Here is a 19475-nt window from a genome sequence, read left to right as displayed (position 1 = left end):
GCGCCGGGAACCTTAGCCCGGCCCCGGCTGTCCGACCCGGGTGCTGCGCATGGTGGCCAAAAAGGCCCGGGCGGCCGCCGGCAGAGTGCGGTCGCTGCGGTAGCACATGGCCAGCGTGCGCTTGAGGGGATGGGCGCGCGCGCGCAGCCCCCGTTCGGTGCCACTGAGCGCGTGTTGGCTCACAAAGGCCGCGCCGATCCCCTGGGCGACCATCTGTTTGAGCGATTCGATGGAGCGCAGCTCCATGACGATATCCGGATCGATGCCGGCCTCGAAGATGCGGGCGTCAATGAGGTTTCGCACCGCCGAGCCCGCCTCAAAGAGCACCAGAGGCACCCCGGCCAAATCTTCCCAGGCGAAGGTGCGCTGGCGGCTGAGCTCAAAGCGCGGGGGGATGAGCAGGCGTAGCTCATCGTCGATCCACTGCTCCAGGTGCAGGCGTCCCGGGGCGGTGTTGTTGGAGCCGGGCTGCTTGATCGGCAGCGTCACCACGCCCAGATCCAGCGCGCCGCTGAGCACGTCTTCGACCACCGACTGGGAGGGCTGCTCGCGCACAAAGAAACGAATCGCCGGGTTGGCCTCGTGAAAGCGCGCCAGCAGGGGCGGCAGCAAGAAGGTGGTGGCGGTGGCCCCCCCGCCGATCGAGAGGGCGCCGCGCTGCAGTCCCGAGAGCTGGTCGAGGGCGCTGCGAGCGTCTTCGAGGCGCGAGAGCGATTCCTGGGCGTAGGGCAAAAGCGTCTGCCCGGCCTGGGTAAGGACCAGGCCGGCCGAGGTGCGGTCGAAGAGCTTCTGACCCACCGACTCCTCCAGACGGGCCAGCTGGGCGCTGACCGCCGGCTGGGTCAGGTGCAATCGGCCGGCGGCCCGGGTCATGTGTTTTTCGTCGGCCAGCACCAGAAAGGTGCGTAGATGACTGAGTTCCATGGGGCTGCCTGATAGGGGAAGCGAAGACGACAGGGGGGGAGCGTCGCGTCAGCGGAGATACCGGCCGCGCGGCGGTCGGGGGTGATAAATGAAATTAATCGAAACAATAGACTGAATCAATTTTACTTATTGCTGCCCCGTTCTTAGCATCCTCAGCGTCGTAAACTACTGGTATTTCAACCCGAACCGCGACTTCTACCGCAGACGAGGACTTCATGACGAACTCGGACCGTTTCGGCGCCAAAACCACCTTTGAAACCAGCGCGGGAAGCTACACCGCCTACCGCCTGGACGCCCTGAAAGACAAAGGGATCGGCCACGTCGACAAGCTGCCCTACTCGATCAAGATCTTGCTCGAGAGCTGCCTTCGTAACTTCGACGACCATGTGGTCACCGAGGAGCACGTCAAGGCGCTGGCCGGCTACGACGCCAAGAACGTCGGCGAGCAGGAGATCCCCTTTAACCCCGGCCGCGTGGTGCTTCAGGACTTCACGGGGGTGCCGGCGGTGGTCGACCTGGCGGCGCTGCGCAGCGCGATGAAGCGCATGGGCGGCGATGTGAGTCAGGTCAACCCGCTGGCGCGCGTGGATCTGGTCATCGACCACTCGGTGCAGGTCGACGCCTTCGGCAGCGCGAAAGCCATCGCGATCAATGCCGAGCGGGAGTTCGCCCGCAACCAGGAGCGCTACGAGTTCTTGAAGTGGGGTCAGCAGGCCTTTGATAACTTCTCGGTCGTGCCGCCGGAGACCGGTATCGTGCACCAGGTGAACCTGGAGTACCTGGCCGAAGGCGTGCTCACCCAGGAGAAGGATGGCGAGCAGGTCGCGTTCCCGGACTCGTTGGTGGGCACCGACTCGCACACCACGATGATCAACGGCCTGGGTGTGATGGGCTGGGGCGTGGGCGGCATCGAGGCCGAGGCCTGCATGCTGGGTCAGCCGATCTACATGCTCATCCCCAAAGTCGTGGGCTTTAAGCTCACGGGCAAGCTGGCCGAAGGGGCCACCGCCACCGACCTGGTGCTCACGGTCACCGAGATCCTGCGCAAGCACGGCGTCGTCGGGAAGTTCGTGGAGTTCTACGGCCCGGGCCTCGACGATTTGAGCCTCTCGGATCGTGCCACGATCGCCAACATGGCGCCGGAGTACGGGGCGACCATGGGCTTCTTCCCGGTCGACGAGAAGACGCTGGAGTACATGGAGCTGACCGGCCGCGACGCCGAGACGATCGAGCGCGTCAAGGCTTACACCCAGCTCAACGGGCTGTGGCGTAACGACGACGCCGGCGTGGTGTACTCCGAAGAAGCCAGCCTGGATCTGGGCGATGTGCAGCCCTCGCTGGCCGGGCCGAAGCGTCCCCAGGATCGCATCCTGCTGAGCGACATGAAGGGCGAGTTCAACCTGGCGCTGGAGAAGACCTTCGGGACGACTCCGGGCGCGACGCCGGCGGTGGAGACGACCTTCCAGGGTGAGACCTTCGATCTGGAAGAGGGCGCGGTGGTGATCGCGGCGATCACCAGCTGCACCAACACCTCCAACCCCAAGGTCATGATGGCGGCCGGCCTGCTGGCCAAGAAGGCCAACGAGCTGGGCATCAAGGCCAAGCCCTGGGTGAAGACCTCGCTGGCTCCGGGCTCGCGCGTGGTCACCGACTACTACGAGAAAGCCGGCCTGACCGAGCACCTCGAAGCCGTGGGCTTCTACACGGTGGGTTACGGTTGCACGACCTGCATCGGGAACTCCGGTCCGCTGCCCGACCCGATTCGCGAGTCGATCGTCAAGGGCGACCTGGTGGCCGCCTCGGTGCTCAGCGGTAACCGCAACTTCGAAGGCCGCATCAGCCCCCATACCCAGGCCAACTACCTGGCCTCGCCGCCGCTGGTGGTGGCGTACGCGCTGGCCGGCAACGTCAACGTCGACCTGTACAACGATCCGATCGCTCAGGATCGCGACGGCAAGGACGTGTTCCTCAAGGACATCTGGCCCTCGAACCAGGAAGTCGACGAGGCGATCGCTCAGGCGGTGACCAAGGAGCAGTTCACCGCTCAGTACTCCAACGTCTTCGAAGGCCCCGAGGCCTGGAAGTCGCTGGAAGCGCCCACCGGCAAGGTCTACTCCTGGTCGGAAGAGTCGACTTACATTCAGGAGCCGCCCTTCTTTGTGGACATGCCCGAAGATGCCCCGGCGATCACCTCGATCAAGGGCGCGCGGGTGCTGGCCAAGCTGGGACAGTCGATCACCACCGACCACATCAGCCCGGCCGGCGCCATCGCCGTCGATAGCCCGGCGGGCCGTTACTTGAGCGCGCGCGGCATTGAGCGCGGGATGTTCAACAGCTTTGGGTCGCGTCGTGGTAACGACCAGATCATGACCCGCGGCACCTTTGGTAACATTCGCATCCGCAACCAGGTCGCGCCGGGCACCGAGGGTGGCTACACCACCTACTTCGGCCCCAACGAGATGCCGGAAGGTCCCTTTGAGGGGCTGAACTACGAGAGCGACGTCGATCCGAAGCAGGGCGAAGTCTGCTTCATCTACGACGCGGCGGTGAAGTACCAGAAGCACGGCATTCCGCTTGTGGTGCTGGCCGGCAATGACTACGGCATGGGTTCGAGCCGTGACTGGGCGGCCAAGGGAACCTTCCTGCTGGGCGTGCGCGCGGTCATCGCCGAGAGCTACGAGCGCATCCACCGCTCCAACCTCATCGGCATGGGCGTGCTGCCGCTGCAGTTCGAAGAAGGCCAGAGCCATGAGTCGCTGGGACTGACCGGCGAGGAAGTCTTCGACATCGAGCTCAGCGACGATCTCAAGCCGCTGTCCACGGTGACGGTCACGGCGACGCATCCGGAGAGCGGGGCGACCACCAGCTTCAACGCGATGGTGCGCATCGATACCCCGGTGGAGGTCGATTACTACCGCAACGGTGGCATCCTCCACATGGTGCTGCGCCGTCTCTTCAAGGGGCAGTGAGACCTTGAGGAGCGCCGGGGCTAGAGCCCCGGCGGCTGAGTAGGAAAGAAGCGCCCCCGACGCCTCCGCGTCGGGGGCGTTTTTTTGCTCTAAGAGGCGGAAACATCACGCATCTTTGGCCCGCACCCGGAGGCTGGCCGGCCCGGTGGCGCGGGCAGTCTCGGGCGTGTGGCGTGTCCCTGAACCATCTGGAGCAGTGGCAGGTCACCGGCCAGGCAGAGTGCCGATGTCACTCTAAGTCGTTCCCACGTACGAGGTTTTTGGCATGGTGCGGGGGAGGGCCTGCGGGGGCGCCGGTGGCGTTCTTTGCGTAACAGAACGTACGTGAAGGATGTGTGGTAGTGTGTGATAGTACTTGTGTTGCGCAGCGAGATTCACTAGTAAGTCGGCGAATTCGTTTCATAACTCCCACGCCGGTGGGCGAGTGTCGGCGAGGTTAGCTTGAGGGATAGGATGAAAGATCGAGTCATCAATTGGATGGTTGGCGGTGCCCTGGGAGCTCTTGCGCTGGGCGCCGCGGCCTGTGGTGAGGACCCCGTAACCAGTGTTTCGGGCCAGGGAAGCCCCTGTCAGATCGATCAGGATTGTGGTCCGGGGCTGGTGTGCTCGGCGGGCTACTGCGCGCCGGACCCCAATGAGACCGGTGGCGATCCGGATGGCGGCGGCGACCCCGATGGTGGCGGTGATCCCGATGGTGGCGGCGACCCGGATGGTGGCGGCAACCCCGATGGCGGCGGTGACCCCGATGGTGGTGGTGACCCCGATGGGGGCGACGGTGGTGGCGATCCGATCGACCCGGTGGACCCGGACGTGGACCGCCGCGATGACCGCCCGGTGAACCCGCAGTGCGTGTATGGCGAGCGCGGGGACACTTTTGTGCCGGATCAGACCTGGGCCTTTGAGGTCGATAACACCATGCCCTACGCCACCTACGATGGTCATGGCGGCGGGGCGGTGTTTGCCGGTCACGCGATCAATCAGGTCATGATGACGCCGGCGGTGGCCAACCTCACCGACGATAACGGCGATGGCGTCATCAACGAGCAGGATATCCCGGAGGTGGTGTTCACGACCTTTTTGAGCACCGAGGAGTACGGGCGAGATGACCAGCTGGTCACCGGCGTGCTGCGCGCGGTCTCGGGCGACGACGGTCGGCACCTCTGGAGCACGGGGTATCGCGAGATCGAGGCCTTCCGTGGCAAGCAGCCGGGCGACTACCGGGCCAGCGTCGGTTTTCAGCCGGCGGGCAGCGTGGCCATCGGCGACATCAACAACGATGGCAAGGCCGAAGTCGTCGCCGCGATCTGGGATTACCAGTCGGTGGGGATGATGGGGCTGGCGGCGGTCTCCAACACCGGGGAGATTCTGTGGATCTCCGACGATGATGCTCCGCACCGCGCGCTTTCCTGGTGGGGAGGGCCTTCCATCGCCGATATCGATGGCGATGGGGAGCCCGAGATCGTGTTCGGCTCGGTGGTCTACGACAACCAGGGCCGCCTGATGTGGGACGGGCGCGAAGCGCCCGGGCTCAGCGCCACCAATCCCCTGGGCAATAACCGCGGTCTCGGCCCCTTGAGTGTCGTGGCCGATCTCGACCTGGCCAATGACTCTCCGAGTGGCACCCGTACCCAGGAGATCATCACCGGCAATGCGGTGTTCACCTACGATGGTCGCAAGCGCTGGGAGAGCCCCCTGGGCGACGGATTCCCGGCGGTGGCCGACTTCAACGGCAGCGGCTTCCCCGAGGTGGTCGTGGTCAGCGATGGTAGCGTGCGCATCCACGATGGCCGCACCGGTACCCTGGTCTGGGGTCCGGTCGAGGTGGGCGCCGGCCGCCTGGGCGCACCGACCGTGGCTGATTTCACCGGTGATGGCCGCCTGGAGATCGGGGTGGCCGGGGCGACCAAGTACGTCACCCTGCGCGTGGATTACGGCCTTCCCGGCGCCAACAACGCCCCCTCGTTGAGCCAGGCTCGCCACTGGGAGCGCACCACGCAGGACTCCTCGAGTAACACCACCGGCTCCAGCGTGTTTGATTTTAACGGCGATGGTCGCGCGGAGGTGGTCTACAACGACGAGATCTACCTGCGCGTTTTTGACGGTCCCACCGGTCAGGTGCTCTTCGAGGTGCAGAACTCCTCGTACACTGCGCTGGAGAACCCGATCATTGTCGATGTCGACAATGACGGCACCGCCAACATTGTCGTGTCCACCAACGACTTCGAGTGTGGCGATCGGATCACCTGCACCGGGGGCTTCGCCGGGCTGCGGGTCTTCTCCGACGCCAACGACAACTGGGTGGCCACCCGTCGCATCTGGAACCAGCACGCCTACTTCATCAACAACGTGAACGAAGATGGCTCCATCCCCGCCGAGCCGGCGCCCTCGTACCGCGATCACAACACCTTCCGGCTCAACAGCCTGACGACCATCGATCCGCAGGCCGCCCCCGACCTGCTGGCCGAGGCGCCCGAGGTCGTCGCCGATGAGTGCCTGCTGATCGTGAGCGTATGGGTCACCAACTCCGGTGCGGTCAACGTCGGTCCCGACATGGCGGTGAGCTTCTACGCGGTGCAGGGCGGCGATCGGCGCTACCTGGGCACCGGCTACACCACCGAGGGGCTGGAGCCGGGGCAGTCGGAGCGCGTGCGGATGGAGCTGGATCTGCCCGCAGGCAACTGGGATGTGATCGCGGTGGTCGACGATGAGAACGGCCAGGGCGCTCGTAACGAGTGCAACGAAGACAACAACCGCATCCTGCTCGCAAGCGGTCAATCCTGCTGAGAGCGGGAGGAGCCAGGGGGGCTCGGACCTTGTCCGACCCCCACCCCTGCCTCTCGCGAACGTGTTTTGACCCCCTCGACGCCCCCGCCCTGGCGCTCGCGAGCGTGTTTTGACCCCCTCGACTCCCTGGCAAGAGGCAGGCAGAGCGTCTCGCGACCCCCTCGACCCCCTGGCAAGAGGCAGGCAGAGCGTCTCGCGACCCCCTCGACGCCCCGTTCGGGGTATATGGGTGGGGCGATGGGACCCAAAAGAGAAGCCCCGGCCACTGGCCGGGGCTTTTTTTCGTCCGGGAGCCTCCGGGCGCCGAGGGCTCAGGTCAGATGTGCCAGCTTTCGGGGGTTGCGGAGAATGTAGATCTGCGTCACGCGGGCGTCGGCGACCTCAAATTGAAAGAGGGTGGGGAGGCCCTGCGCATCGTAGAAGAGCATCGCCATACGTCCGTTGATCTCCAGGGCGGTGCCAGCCCCCGAGCCGGCGTGCTTGCGGGCCAGGCCGTGGAGGAAGCGGGCGACGGGGTCGGCCCCGACGATGGGTTTTCGGGCGGTGCTGACGTGTCCTCCCCCGTCGGAGAGCACCACGACATCGGGGGCCAGGACGTCCATCAGCGTCTGGATATCCCCGCCCATCGTGGCCTGGAAGAGACCCTCGACGGTGGCGCGGTGGGTGTCATCATCGACCAGGGTGTGGCGCCGCCCGGAGCGCACCCGGGTGCGGGCGCGGTGCACGAGCTGCCTTACGGCCTCCGGCGATTTTCCCAGCGCCCGGGCGATCTCCGGGTAGTCAAAATCAAAGACTTCCCGCAGCACGAAGGCCGCCCGTTGCTCGGCGTTGAGGCTCTGGAGCATCACCAGCATGGCGGTGGAGACCTGGTCGGCCAGCAGGAGCGCCGACTCCGGGGAGCGCGCCGCCGGCTGCTCGGGCTGCGCGGCGGTGGGCAGGGGCTCGGGAAGCCAGACGCCGGGGTAGTCTTCGCGCTGACGGTTGCGCTTGCGCAGGGCGTTTAACGCCTGGCGGGTGGCGATCTGCGCCAGATACGAGCGCGGGTGCGCCACCGGGGTCTCCACCGCTCGCCAGCGCAGGTAGCACTCCTGGACGACGTCTTCGGCATCGCTGACGCTGCCGGTGAGGTTGTAGGCGATCTTAAAGAGGAGCGCGCGGTGCTCGGCAAAGGCGCTATCGGGTTGGGCAGACATCGTCGGGCTCCGTACGTCAGGCCGCGGGTTCGTCGTCGGCTTGCGGGCCAAGCTCCGCATGTTGGGACCAGGAGAAGGTGCCGGGATGGCGGGCTTCGTTGCTCAGCGAGCGCAGGGTCATCCGGCAGATCGATTCCTTAAAGATGCCCCCGGCAAGCCCTCCCATGTGGATGCTACGGGGGCGGTCATCCGGGTGAACGAACTGTACCAGGGCGTTTTTGGGGCCGAGCGCGATGTTCTGAACGATGTATCCGCCGCGGTAGGGCTCCAGGGGGCGCTGCTCAAGGTAGCGCTGCACGTTGTCGGCCACATGCGCCCCCAGGGGCAAGGCCGAAGCACAGCCCATCCGCAGGTAGGCGTAGCCGGGGTGATCGATGGCGATGGCGTCGCCGGCGCCGAAGATGTTGGGGAAGCCCGGGACCTGAAGCTCGGGGGTGACCTGCAGGCGCCGCCGGGTATCGTGGGGCAGGCCACTGGTCATGGCCAGCGAGGGGGTGGAGAAGCCGGCACACCAGATCAGCAGGCCATCGCCCAGGAGCGCGCGGCGCGCGTCGTGGTCACGCATCGGCACGGGCTGATGGGTATGGACGATGACCTTTAAGCGCTTGAGTCGGCGCAGGATCGCCGCGCGCGCCCGCTCCGAGACGCTCGGGGCGATGGCGCCGGCGCAGTGGAGGTGGATCTCGATCTGGGGGTGCTCGCTGGCGATCTCCCCGACGAGCTCCAGCCCGGTGTGCCCGCCACCGACGATGTGCACCGGGCCCGAGGTGTGCTCTTTAAGTCGGCGGCGAGTCTCTTCGGCGCCGGCCAGCGTCGAGATTTGCAGGGCTTCGGGGGGGGCGGCGCCTTCGGCAGAGCCGGCCGCGTAGATGAGCACGTCGTAGGACAGAGACTCCCCGCCGGCCAGCGTGACCCTCCGGGCTTCGGGCTCGATGCTCTCGACCGAGTCGACCAGCAAGTCGACCTGGGGATGCAAAAGAGTGGCGAGGGGATGGGAGACGCTCTTAAGGGTGGATGCCGCGTAGCTATGCAGGCGAATGCGCTCGATGAAGTGGTCTTTCGGGTTGATCAGCGTGACGCGGGGGCCTGCCGCGTCGTCGGAAAGGCACAGGCGATTGGCGGCCATAATGCCGGCGTATCCGGCGCCAATGACGATGATATGTGGGGTCATAGCAAGCTCCTTACTTCGGGATGAAAAGGACAAGACAAACGTGCTACATACCCGACACCGCCCGGGACGAGGTTGTGACAGAAATTTCTAAGATGAGGGTGGGTTGACAAGCCCGCCTCAGCTGCACATCCTCCACCGAACCCGAGATATGGCCGGCAAAAGTGCCGGCTCTGAAGCGTCAAATCGCAACGTGGAGTGCGCATGAACATCTGCCCGAATTGCGGCAAAGAGGTCGACGAGAACGCGCGTCACTGCGGGCATTGTGGCCATAAGCTGCAGATCGAACAGAAGAAGACCATGCTGGGCATGGCGGCCATCGATCCGGCTGAGCTCCGCGCGCATCTGGCCCGGGCCCGCGACACCGCCGACGCCGCCGACGCCGCCAGCACGGGCGCGCCGGCCTCGTCGCCGGAGATGGCTCCCACCGAGGTGATGGCGTCGATCAGTGCGCCGGCGGAGTCCGGCGTCGAGTCGGAGTCGGCAGAGCCGGGCTTTGAGGATGAGGTGGATGCGGCCACCGGGCCCACGCAGGCGATGTCGGCGCTCACTGAGCCCGCTCCCGCGATCGAGTCGCCGGCTATCACTACCCCGGGGGGCGACGTGGCCGCGCAGGCCACCGGTCCGATGGAAGCCTTACAGACGCCGGAGAGCTCCGCGAGCCCGGCGGCGGCCGATGGCCGGGAGGCCGTCGAGGAGGCCGACCCCTTGGCGGCCACCGAGATGGAGCTGCCCGCGGTCGACCTTAAGCGGCCTGCCGAGCAGCCGGCGACGGCGGCGGCCGAGGGCGATGTGCCGCCGGTGTCGACTCCCGAGCCCCTGGCGAGCGCTTCCGAGCCCCTGGCGAGCGAGCTTGGCGAGGCGTCGGAGCAGGGGCTGGCGAGCACGCTCCCCGATAATCTGGCGCAGCTGACGGCCGATCCCGAAAATAAAAAGCGCCTGCTCCTCTTTCTCGGGGCCGCCGCCGCGCTGCTCCTGGGCTGCTGCATCCTGGGCTCGGCCCTGGCCTTTTTCTTATGAGCCGGTGAGTTGAGCGAGCCGTAAAACGCCGACACCCCGCGCCTTGAAGGCGCGGGGTGTCGGCGTTTGGGGAGCCTGAACTGGCGAGGATCAGAAGATCTGGGTGTCGTAGAGACGGTCCACGGCCCGGTCGGTCCAGGCGTCGAGGGTGCCCAGCTCCCAGGCCAGGTGCAAAATGGTGTAGCGGTTGCGGATGTCTTTGGAGTGCGCCACCGCGCGCCAGGCGCGCTCCCGGGCGACGTCGAGCTCGGCAAAGCGCACCGGGCACTTGGCCTCCAGCAGCTCTTCCTCCAGGGAGTGACAGGTGCGCAGCGTCGCGCCGACCTTCTCGCGCAGGCTCGACCACTCCTCTTTCAGCGTGGTCAGGCGCCGCCGCAGATCCTCGGGGGTGGGGTAGGCCTTCTCGGCGTGTTTGACCACGGCTTTAAAGAGGGGGCCAAAGCGCGTTTGGAGCTCGGCGGCGTAGTCCTCCCAGGGCTTGAGCGCGGCCACGCGGGCCTCCACGTCGATGTCGGCCGGATCCATGGCCATCAACTGCTCGTAGAGAAAGGCCGTGGTCAGCGTGCCCACGCCCACCTGGCAGCCGTGGAAGTCGTGGGGCTCATCAAAGGCGATGGCCGTCATGTCGATGAAGTGGCTGATCAGGTGCTCGCCACCGGAGGCCGGGCTGGAGGAGCCGGCCACGCTCATGGCCAGGCCGCTGAGCATCAGGCTGGCCGTTAAGTCGTTGACGGCCTGGCGGTCACGGCGCGGCAACTTCGGGGCGACGCCTTCCAGGAGCGCGGCGCCGGCCTCGATGATCGTCATGGCGTCGGCGGAGTGGAAGGTGCCATTGAGCCAGGCCGAGAGCTGCCAGTCGGCGTTGGAGACCGGCTTCGACATCAGGTCGCCCAGGCCGCTGCAGATCATGCGGTAGGGCGACTCGGCCAGCACATCGACGTCGGCCACGACCACGCGGGGCGCCCGGCAGGGCACGGTGGTTTTGACGCCCTCGGAGAGCACCGCGGCGATGCCCGAGGTGTAGCCGTTCATGCTGGGAGAGGTAGCCACACAGGCCATGAACAGGTCGTTGTTATAGCAGGCCTGCTTGACGATATCGTTGATGGTGCCGCTGCCGACGGCCACGCCGGCGACCGCGCCGCTCTCTTTGAGGGCGGCCTCGTAGGCGGCGATGGAGGCGTCGTCACAGCGCGGGGTGTCCTGGCCGGGGGCGTCGGCCACGTCGAAGCGCTCCCAGGGCAGCCCGAGGCGGTCGAGTTCGGCGGCCAGCGCTTTGCCGGCGGCCTCCCAGGTGTTCGCATCCACCGCGACCAGCCAGGTGCCACGGGGCAGGTGCGTCTGCATCTGGCGCACGCCCTCGGCCGTGGCGTTCTGGCGGAGTACGATGGCGCGGGTGTCGAGATGGTCGGCGTAGCGGGTTAAGAGCTCGTCGATGAATGCGGTCATAGAAACCTCGGGGAAATGAAGGGGACCTCAGCTGTCGGCATCACCATGCCCGTATCGTCGCAATCTTCAAGGCTTGCGGGGGCATCCGGGGAGAAATTCCGGGAAAAATTTGCCCGCGATCGGCCCGGCCTTTATAACATAGCGGCAAGTACGCCGTAGGCCGTTGTTGTCGTCTTGTGATTGCGTTGGTTACTCGGTGCCTGGCCGAGCTAAACCTGGCTTATGATGATTCGGTGGAGGATAGAGACTTGAGTAACCAGACCAAAAATCAGCAACGCGGATCGGTCGTCACGACCACGGAGACCGCACGCTCGAAGAGTGACACCCGGCTCGACGTGCTCTCGCCGCAAGAGGAAAAGGTGTTGCGCATGTTGCACGGGCTCAGTGAAGAAGACAGCCATGAGCTCAAGTTCGCATTGGGCGCCGACGAAGAGACCCGGCTTAAGCTCGCGATGATGGAGCGCGACCTCCACGAGGCGCTGGCTCCGACCGCGGAACTCGCTGCCGGTGAACTGGATGATGGTGGTGATGCGTAAGTCGCTGTAATAAAGGTGGTTTATGTGTAAAAGGAGGCCCTTTGTGGGGCCTCCTTTTTACCTTCTTGTCGAAGCCTGAGGTGGCTAGACCGCATTAGATGCCTTTGATAACGTCGCCCGGCTAACAGGCCCTCCCGGGGCCGGGGTGTTGATGCCACAGGAGGAGCGATGTTTGAGAAGGTGTTGATCGCCAACCGCGGCGAGATCGCAGTGCGCGTGATGCGCAGCCTGCGCGAGATGGGAATTGCCACGGTGGCGGTGTACTCCGAGGCCGATCGTCAGGCCTTGCATGTGCGCATGGCCGACGAGGCCTATTGTGTGGGACCGGCGCCCAGCGCCGAGAGTTACCTGCGAGCCGACGTCATCCTGGAGGTCGCCAAGAAGAGCGGCGCCGAGGCCATCCACCCCGGCTACGGATTCTTGAGCGAGAACGCCGACTTTGCCCGGGCCTGTGAGGCCGCGGGCATCACGTTCATCGGTCCGCGCCCCTACGCCATCGAGGCCATGGGGGAGAAGACCCGCGCGCGCCAGCTGATGGAGAAGGCCGGGGTGCCGCTGGTGCCCGGCACCAAAGACGCGGTGGAAGACGTGGCCGAGGCCCAGGCCATCGCCGAGTCGATGGGCTTCCCGGTGCTGATCAAGGCCTCGGCCGGCGGCGGGGGCAAGGGCATGCGCCGGGTCGACGAGCCGACCGAGTTCGCCCAGGCCTTTGAGGGGGCGAAGCGCGAAGCGCTGAGCGCCTTTGGCAACGGGGCGGTCTACGTCGAGAAGTACGTGCTGCAGCCGCGTCACGTGGAGATTCAGGTGCTGGCCGACGGTCAGGGCAACGTGGTGCACCTCTTTGAGCGCGACTGCTCGGTGCAGCGTCGCCATCAGAAGATTATCGAGGAGACTCCCTGTCCGGTGCTCAAAGAGGAGACGCGCCAGCGCATGGGCCAGGTGGCCTGTGAGGCGGCCCGGGCGGTGGATTATGTGGGGGCGGGCACCGTGGAGTTTCTGCTCGACGCCCAGGGCGACTTCTACTTTTTGGAGATGAACACCCGGCTGCAGGTCGAGCACCCGATCACCGAGATGATCACCGGCATGGACCTGGTGCGCTGGCAGGTGCGCATCGCCGCTGGCGAGCGTCTGGACTTGAGCCAGGACGACATCACTCGCCGGGGCGCGGCGGTGGAGTGCCGCATCTACGCCGAGGACCCCGAGAACAACTTCATGCCTTCGCCCGGGCCTCTGCACGTGCTCAAGACACCCTCGGGCCCCGGGGTGCGCGAAGACGGCGGGGTTTATGAAGGCGGCGAGGTCACGGTGCATTACGATCCGATGATCGCCAAGTTGATCACCTGGGGCGAAGATCGCCAGCACGCCATCGAGCGGATGCGTCGGGCGCTTAAGGAGTACGTGGTCGGGGGCATCGCCACCAACATCGCGTTTCATCGCGAGGTGCTCGACCACCCCGACTTTGTCAGCGGCGACTACAGCACCGACTTCGTGCCGCGGTGGCTCAAAGAGCGTCAGAAGCCCGTGCCGAAGTTTGAGCTCGACGCGGAGCTGGTGGCGGTGCTCAGCGCGCATCGTCGCGAGGAGTCGCTCCAGCAGAGCGCGGCGGTGGGCCCCGGCGGGGCGAAGGGCGCGGCAGGTGGGAGCAGTCGCTGGAAGGCGCTGGGCCGGATGCGGGCGCTGGGACGCTGAGCGCCCCGGCCGACCTCGACGACGTGAGCAGATGAGGAGACACCATGAGCGATAAGGTGAAGTATTTTGTGGGCCAGGACGACGAGGAGCGCGCCTGGCAGGTGGAGACGGTGGAGGCCGGGCTCTACCGGGTCACGCGCCCCGATGGCGAGACGATCGAGGTGAGCGCGTTTGCCGCCGATGCCGCCGGATTGAGCCTGTTGAGCCAGGGGCGCATCATCGAGGCCGATGTGCTCCGCCGCGAGACCACCTACGAGGTGCAGATCGATGGCGAGACCCACGCCATCGAGGTGCTCAACGAGCGCCAGAAGCGCATGAAGGCGGCCGGCGTCGGTGCGCGTGGCGCAGATAGCCCGGAGCTCAAGAGCCCCATGGCCGGCAAGGTGGTCGCGTTGCCGGTGGCGGTCGGTCAGGAGGTGGCGCTGGGCGATACGGTGATCATCGTCGAGGCGATGAAGATGGAAAACGACCTCAAAGCGCACCGCCCCGGGGTGGTGGCCGAGGTGGCCGTGGTGCCGGGCCAGGCCGTGGAAATCGGCGATGTGCTGGTGCGAATTGAAGATGTGCAGTGAGTGAAAGCCGGCCCCGGTGGGGCCGGCCCAGGGAGTGAGCATGAGCGACCAGGGACGCGAAGCGGAGTTTTGGGAGGCGTTGCAAGAGGCCGACGCGAAGTGGCAGCAAGACGTGCTGAACCCGCTGCTGGAGCGCTTTGGAGAGCGCCGCGAGCGCTTTGAGCGCAGCGATGGCAATGAGGTGGAGGCGGTCTACGGCCCGCAGCACACCCGGCATCAGGATTTCCTGCGCGACCTGGGCTTTCCGGGGAGCTACCCCTATACGCGCGGGGTGCAGCCGACGATGTACCGCGGGCGGCTGTGGACGATGCGCCAGTACGCCGGCTTTGGGGACGCGGCGCAGTCCAATGAGCGCTACCGCTACCTGCTCTCTCAGGGCACCACCGGGCTTTCGGTGGCCTTCGATTTGCCCACGCAGATGGGCTACGACTCCGACAGCGCGCGGGCGCGCGGGGAGGTCGGCAAGGTCGGGGTGGCGATTGATTCCATCGCCGATATGGAGGTGCTCCTCGATCAGCTGCCTCTGGATAAGATCTCGACCTCGATGACGATCAACGCCACCGCCTCCACCCTGCTGGCGCTCTACGTGGCGGTGGCCGATGCCCGGGGGATCGATCGCGGAAAGCTGCGCGGCACGATTCAAAACGATGTGCTCAAGGAGTACATCGCCCGCGGCACCTACATCTATCCGCCGCGCCCGAGCATGCGCATCATCACCGACATCTTTGGCTTCTGTCAGGCCGAGGTCCCGCGCTGGAACACGGTCAGCATTTCGGGCTATCACATCCGGGAGGCCGGCAGCACGGCGGTGCAGGAGGTCGGGTTTACGCTGGCCAATGGCATCGCCTACGTCGAGGCGGCGCTGGCCGCCGGTCTGGATGTGGATGAGTTCGCCGGACGCCTCTCGTTCTTCTTTAATGTGCATAACAACTTCATCGAAGAAGTTGCCAAGTTCCGCGCCGCGCGCCGGCTGTGGGCGCGCATCATGAAGGAGCGTTTCGGGGCGAAGGATGAGCGCTCCATGCGCCTGCGTTTCCACAGTCAGACGGCCGGCTCCACGCTCACCGCGCAGCAACCCCAGGTCAACATCGTGCGCGTGGCCATGCAGGCGCTGGCCTCGGTGATGGGAGGGACCCAGTCGCTGCATACCAACTCCTGGGACGAGGCCCTGGGGCTGCCCACCGAGGCCTCGGCGCTGATGGCGCTGCGCACCCAGCAGGTCATCGCCCACGAGACCGGTGTGGCCGATATGGTCGATCCCCTGGCGGGAAGTTACGCCGTGGAGGCACTGACCGACGCCATCGAAGAGGGAGCCCGGGATTATATTGAGCGCTACGACGAGCTCGGCGGGGCGGTGCAAGCCATTGAGGCCGGCTTCCCTCAGTCCGAGATTCAGGAGGCCGCCTACCAGGCTCAGCTGGCCCAGGAGCGCGGGGAGCAGGTGATTGTCGGGGTCAACCGCTACAAGGCCGAGCAGGAAGCGCCGGTGGCGATCCACGCCATCGATCCGGAGGTGGAGCGCTCCCAGGTGGCTCGACTGCGCGAACTCAAGGCCTCGCGAGCGGCCTCGGAGGTCGAGCGCGCTCGTCAGGCGCTGGCGCAGGCAGCCCGCGGCGGCGAAAACCTGATGCCTCATATCGTCGAGGCCGTCGTCCATAAGGTGACCCTGGGCGAGGTCGCCGATACCCTGCGGGAAGTCTTCGGGGAATATGTCGAGAATGTCGTCTTTTAATCGTGGGTCGAGGCTCGTGCGTGAGCGCGACTGACGTATCCCATGTCACCGTCCTTTACGGGGCCCGAAACAGGCCCCCGGCCGACTTTGCCGGGGGCGTGTTTGGTCTGGTCCCCCCGGGGAACGCAACTGAACAAGGCCCAAGATGTCTGAGCTGCACGACGTGCGCATGTTGCGCGATTATTTTCGAAAAGCGCTGATTCTGGAGAACCCTCACCCTTCTCTGGATCGTTATCTCACCTCGATGGGCATTGAGGTGGAGCGCCTCGATGAGTCGGTGACCCTCAACGAAGATGAGGTCGTGCGCATTCTGGAGGAGGGACAGCACGACCTGCTCTTTAAGCGCAGTCGCTTCGAGGTGAACGAGCGGGTCTTGCAGGCCTCGCAGAATCTGGCCGCGATCATGCTCTGTTGCATCGGCGACGACTCGGTGGATCGGGAGGCCTGTGCCGAGAACGGCGTTCTGGTGATGAACGATCCGGTGAGCAACGGACGCTCGGTGGTGGAGATGGTGCTCGGGGAGATGATCTGTCTGGCGCGGCGTATCTTCGACGCCGATCGCGACGGACGCAGCCACCTGTGGACCAAGAACAGCAAGGAGCGCTACGAGCTCAAGGGTAAGAACCTGGCGATCATCGGGCTGGGCAACATCGGCAAGCAGGTGGCCCAGGTGGCCGAGGCCTTCGGCATGCGGGTCTTCTTCTACGATACCCGCGAGCTGGCCCGGGAGGTGGGCATCGCGCTGGGCTGGACTTCCTGCGCCACGCTTTCGGAGGCCTTCCGGGTCGCTGACGTCGTCACCGTCCACGTGGGTGCCGAAGACCACCGCGGTCGCAGCAACCGCGACATGATTAGCTACGAGCATTTCTCGCAGTTTGGCGCCGACCGCGAGCCCTCCAGCCCGCGCATCTTCATCAACGCCGCCCGGGGCTTTCTCTACGACCCGGAGCTTCTTAAACGTGCGGTCGAGCAGGGGCATGTGCGCCGGGCCGCGGTCGATGTCTTCCCTCAAGAGCCGGGCTCCAGCGATGATCCCTGGTCGAACCCCTACGCCGATTTTGCCAGCGTGGTCACGACCCCGCACATCGGCGCGGCCACCGAAGAGGCCCAGCCGCGGATCGCTCAGCATGTGGCCAACACCACGCAGCTTTTCAACGAGCAGGGCATCGTGCGCGACTGCGTCTTTAGTCCCGGCCAGACCATCGGCGTGGAGACCGACGGGGCCTGCACCATCCTGACGGTGATTCACAGCGATCAGCGGGGCACCAAAAAAGCCGTGGATGATGCGATCTTCGAGGCCGGCTTAAACAACATTCGCTCCTCTCACCGCGACTTCCCGGATTATGGCTTCGCCTACGAGGTGGCGGCCATCGATCGGCCGCTCGATACCCGGCAGCTTCATGAGCTGGTGGCGCGCGCCCAGTCGATCACCGGTGATGTGCGGGCGGTGCGGGCGATCCGGCAGATTCCGCTGCGTAACGAGGGCTGCAAGTGAGTCCGAAGGTGATGTAGCCCCCACAAAAAAAGCGAGCCCTTGCAAGGGCTCGCTTTTTTTGTGGGCGGCGGGTGGCCGAAAACTCAGAGCAGGAAGTCGTTCTGGAACTGGCTGACCAGGGTGAGCAGCAGCGCGATGATGACGCTGGCGGCGATGGCCATTCGCGAGACGTACACAAAGCCGTTCATCAGGTTCTCAAAGGTCTCGTCGGCCCGCTCCTCATAGCGCTCAGCCAGCGACGAGAGGCGCTCCTGAAGCCGACCGGTCTCCTCGCCGACATCGACGTTCTCCAGGATGTCGTCGGGCAGAACCTTCATCTGGTAGAGCCCCTTGGCCAGGCTGCCCCCCTCCTCAATGACGCGCTGGGCGATGTGGATCTTGCGCTCAATGTCGGAGTTGTTGGAGGCCTCGGCGGCCAGCTCCAGGGCTTTGTGTACGGTGAGTCCGCTGGAGATGGACTGCTCGGTGTAGCGACAAAAGATCGAGTAGGTGTTGTAGAGGCTGGCGCGGTTGAGGAGGGGAACCGCCAGCCAGAGGCGGTAGCCCAGCCCGCGCACGCTCAGGTCGACCGGGAGGTTCAAAAAGACCATGGCGCCAAAGCCCACCAACAACAAAAAGATGGCCCCCTGGAGCACACCGCCCATCAGCACTTCGCCCAGCGCCGTCCAGGTGTCGTGGCGCATGGCGATTTCGGTGAGGTCGGCCGTAAAGAGGGTCAGGGCGATGAAGACGCCGAGCACGATCAGCAGGACCGGTTCGGCAAAGGAAATCAGGAGCTTTTTTCTGCGCCGGTGGCGTTTACCGTAATGGTTGGCCAGATGGCGGAAGGTTCGCGGGAGTTTTCCCTGTTCCTCGGCCACCAGCACGAGCTTTCGGGCGGTCGAGTCGAGCAGGCCGTAGCGGGCGAACGCCTCACCGAGCATATCGCCGCGTTCCATCAAGGAGTGGCGCAGCCTGCGGACCATCTTCGACTCAAACCCCTGGCGGTCCATCATATCGATGATGCGGGCGTAGCTCATCCCGCTCTCCAGCCCCTCGAAGAAGATCGTGCATAACGAGGCGGCCTCGGCGTCTGTGAGATAGGTGGAAGACTCGCGAACCACCGGTTCGCGTTCATAGGGGGCGGAGTAAGGTGAGGCCATCAGGAAGACTCTCTCGGGGTGGCCCGTTTACAGGCCGTGCAATGTTCGGCGACGATGGAAGCGCCTCGCCAGAAAAGAGGGGGGAGCGTGCATCAGGAGGATCGCCGCCGGTGTCCAGAAGCTGCGACAGCTTAACGTATGACCCGTCGATAGGAAACGTCTCACCCGGACCAAGGAGCAAAGATGGCATTAGATCAAGATAAGATGGTCAGTTTGATGCGTGAGATCCTACAGGAGGACTACCTCACCCTGGCGATCAAGGCCTACAGCCTGGAGGAGCGCCTGGATCAGGACGAATGCCAGATACGCTTTCAGCTGGAAGAGCCCGGGGGCAAGTTGGCTCAGGTGGAAGGACGAGGGGTGGGAACCATTGATGCGCTCTTCCGGGGGCTTCGTCAGCACCTGGCCCATGATTATCCCTCGCTGAGTTCGATCGCGTTCTCGCAGTTCGCGATCCAGGGGCTTTTTAACAGCGAAGATGGCCAGGAGTCGTCGCGAGCCTGGGCTGAGGCCACTGTGGGCATCGTCAACAGCCAGGGGCGGGAGTTTGTCTTTCAGACCCGCCAGCCCTCGGTCAGTCGCGCCGGGATCGAGGCCACGGTCAAAGCGGCGGAGTACTTTGTGAACAGCGAGCGCACCTATGTGCGTCTGCACGAGATTCTGGAGCACTACCGCAAGGAGGGGCGCACCGACCTGGTGGAGAAGTACACCGACCTGATGACGCAGGTGGTGCAGAACACCTCGTATTCGGAGGTCGTGGAACGGATTCGGGCGCAACTCAAGGGGTGAGTCGCCGCCGGTAGGG

At 65.3% G+C, this 19475-nt stretch carries 14 protein-coding genes; 9 read left to right on the top strand and 5 right to left on the bottom strand.

The window, feature by feature from the left end; translation table 11 throughout:
* Positions 1-12: 12 nt before the first annotated feature.
* Entirely contained in the window at positions 13-924 is a 912-nt protein-coding gene (locus DL240_RS09895; RefSeq protein WP_111729732.1) for a LysR family transcriptional regulator, read from the bottom strand.
* A 215-nt stretch (positions 925-1139) separates the two neighbouring features.
* Between DL240_RS09895 and acnA the strand changes: the two genes are divergently transcribed.
* Together acnA and DL240_RS09885 are read left to right on the top strand one after the other, a co-directional pair.
* Positions 1140-3893, top strand: a complete 2754-nt coding sequence (gene acnA, locus DL240_RS09890; RefSeq protein WP_111729731.1) for an aconitate hydratase AcnA — start codon at positions 1140-1142, stop codon at positions 3891-3893.
* Positions 3894-4346: 453 nt separating this feature from the next.
* The gene (locus DL240_RS09885; protein ID WP_111729730.1) at positions 4347-6677 is read left to right on the top strand and encodes an FG-GAP repeat domain-containing protein; all 2331 of its coding nucleotides are present in this window, start codon (positions 4347-4349) and stop codon (positions 6675-6677) included.
* Between the two features lie 311 nt (positions 6678-6988).
* On the opposite strand, the gene sigJ is transcribed toward DL240_RS09885, so the two are convergent.
* Entirely contained in the window at positions 6989-7870 is an 882-nt protein-coding gene (sigJ, locus tag DL240_RS09880) for an RNA polymerase sigma factor SigJ (RefSeq protein WP_111729729.1), read from the bottom strand.
* A 16-nt stretch (positions 7871-7886) separates the two neighbouring features.
* Entirely contained in the window at positions 7887-9041 is a 1155-nt protein-coding gene (locus tag DL240_RS09875; protein ID WP_111729728.1) for an NAD(P)/FAD-dependent oxidoreductase, read from the bottom strand.
* A gap of 201 nt (positions 9042-9242) precedes the next feature.
* On the opposite strand from DL240_RS09875, the gene DL240_RS09870 reads away from it, so the two are divergent.
* Entirely contained in the window at positions 9243-10058 is an 816-nt protein-coding gene (locus DL240_RS09870) for a zinc-ribbon domain-containing protein (RefSeq protein ID WP_111729727.1), read from the top strand.
* A 90-nt stretch (positions 10059-10148) separates the two neighbouring features.
* Here the strand turns inward: DL240_RS09870 and DL240_RS09865 are convergent, their stop codons facing one another.
* Positions 10149-11504, bottom strand: a complete 1356-nt coding sequence (locus DL240_RS09865) for an iron-containing alcohol dehydrogenase (RefSeq protein WP_111729726.1) — start codon at positions 11502-11504, stop codon at positions 10149-10151.
* A gap of 248 nt (positions 11505-11752) precedes the next feature.
* On the opposite strand from DL240_RS09865, the gene DL240_RS09860 reads away from it, so the two are divergent.
* The 5 genes from DL240_RS09860 (at position 11753) to DL240_RS09840 (ending at position 17528) form a co-directional block, all read left to right on the top strand.
* Positions 11753-12040, top strand: a complete 288-nt coding sequence (locus DL240_RS09860) for a hypothetical protein (protein WP_111729725.1) — start codon at positions 11753-11755, stop codon at positions 12038-12040.
* Between the two features lie 168 nt (positions 12041-12208).
* The gene (gene accC, locus DL240_RS09855; RefSeq protein ID WP_111729724.1) at positions 12209-13729 is read left to right on the top strand and encodes an acetyl-CoA carboxylase biotin carboxylase subunit; all 1521 of its coding nucleotides are present in this window, start codon (positions 12209-12211) and stop codon (positions 13727-13729) included.
* Between the two features lie 44 nt (positions 13730-13773).
* Positions 13774-14301 carry an acyl-CoA carboxylase biotin carboxyl carrier protein subunit gene (locus DL240_RS09850; RefSeq protein WP_111729723.1) on the top strand — a complete coding sequence of 176 codons (528 nt, stop codon included), beginning with the start codon at positions 13774-13776 and terminating at the stop codon, positions 14299-14301.
* Positions 14302-14341: 40 nt separating this feature from the next.
* A complete protein-coding gene (locus DL240_RS09845) occupies positions 14342-16033 on the top strand; it encodes an acyl-CoA mutase large subunit family protein (protein ID WP_111729722.1) in 1692 nt (563 codons plus the stop codon).
* 145 nt (positions 16034-16178) lie between these two features.
* Positions 16179-17528, top strand: coding sequence for an NAD(P)-dependent oxidoreductase (locus DL240_RS09840; RefSeq protein ID WP_111729721.1), 1350 nt, complete (start codon positions 16179-16181; stop codon positions 17526-17528).
* A gap of 83 nt (positions 17529-17611) precedes the next feature.
* Here DL240_RS09840 and DL240_RS09835 read toward each other — a convergent pair whose 3' ends face one another.
* Complete coding sequence (locus DL240_RS09835) at positions 17612-18670, bottom strand: type II secretion system F family protein (RefSeq protein ID WP_111729720.1); 1059 nt, start codon at positions 18668-18670, stop codon at positions 17612-17614.
* A 183-nt stretch (positions 18671-18853) separates the two neighbouring features.
* Between DL240_RS09835 and DL240_RS09830 the strand changes: the two genes are divergently transcribed.
* Complete coding sequence (locus tag DL240_RS09830) at positions 18854-19459, top strand: alpha-isopropylmalate synthase regulatory domain-containing protein (RefSeq protein ID WP_111729719.1); 606 nt, start codon at positions 18854-18856, stop codon at positions 19457-19459.
* Positions 19460-19475: the final 16 nt, after the last annotated feature.

This window comes from Lujinxingia litoralis, assembly GCF_003260125.1.
Lineage (GTDB): Bacteria > Myxococcota_A > Bradymonadia > Bradymonadales > Bradymonadaceae > Lujinxingia > Lujinxingia litoralis.
Note: the sequence above shows the minus strand (reverse complement) of the source record. Positions and strands in the feature narration are given on the sequence as shown.

Coding starts and splice junctions, on each gene's coding strand:
- sigJ (WP_111729729.1), bottom strand. CDS start 7,870: ATGTCTGCCCAACCCGATAGCGCCTTTGCCGAGCACCGCGCGCTCCTC.
- DL240_RS09895 (WP_111729732.1), bottom strand. CDS start 924: ATGGAACTCAGTCATCTACGCACCTTTCTGGTGCTGGCCGACGAAAAA.
- DL240_RS09850 (WP_111729723.1), top strand. CDS start 13,774: ATGAGCGATAAGGTGAAGTATTTTGTGGGCCAGGACGACGAGGAGCGC.
- accC (WP_111729724.1), top strand. CDS start 12,209: ATGTTTGAGAAGGTGTTGATCGCCAACCGCGGCGAGATCGCAGTGCGC.
- DL240_RS09885 (WP_111729730.1), top strand. CDS start 4,347: ATGAAAGATCGAGTCATCAATTGGATGGTTGGCGGTGCCCTGGGAGCT.
- DL240_RS09865 (WP_111729726.1), bottom strand. CDS start 11,504: ATGACCGCATTCATCGACGAGCTCTTAACCCGCTACGCCGACCATCTC.
- DL240_RS09870 (WP_111729727.1), top strand. CDS start 9,243: ATGAACATCTGCCCGAATTGCGGCAAAGAGGTCGACGAGAACGCGCGT.
- DL240_RS09835 (WP_111729720.1), bottom strand. CDS start 18,670: ATGGCCTCACCTTACTCCGCCCCCTATGAACGCGAACCGGTGGTTCGC.
- DL240_RS09830 (WP_111729719.1), top strand. CDS start 18,854: ATGGCATTAGATCAAGATAAGATGGTCAGTTTGATGCGTGAGATCCTA.
- DL240_RS09840 (WP_111729721.1), top strand. CDS start 16,179: ATGTCTGAGCTGCACGACGTGCGCATGTTGCGCGATTATTTTCGAAAA.
- acnA (WP_111729731.1), top strand. CDS start 1,140: ATGACGAACTCGGACCGTTTCGGCGCCAAAACCACCTTTGAAACCAGC.
- DL240_RS09845 (WP_111729722.1), top strand. CDS start 14,342: ATGAGCGACCAGGGACGCGAAGCGGAGTTTTGGGAGGCGTTGCAAGAG.
- DL240_RS09875 (WP_111729728.1), bottom strand. CDS start 9,041: ATGACCCCACATATCATCGTCATTGGCGCCGGATACGCCGGCATTATG.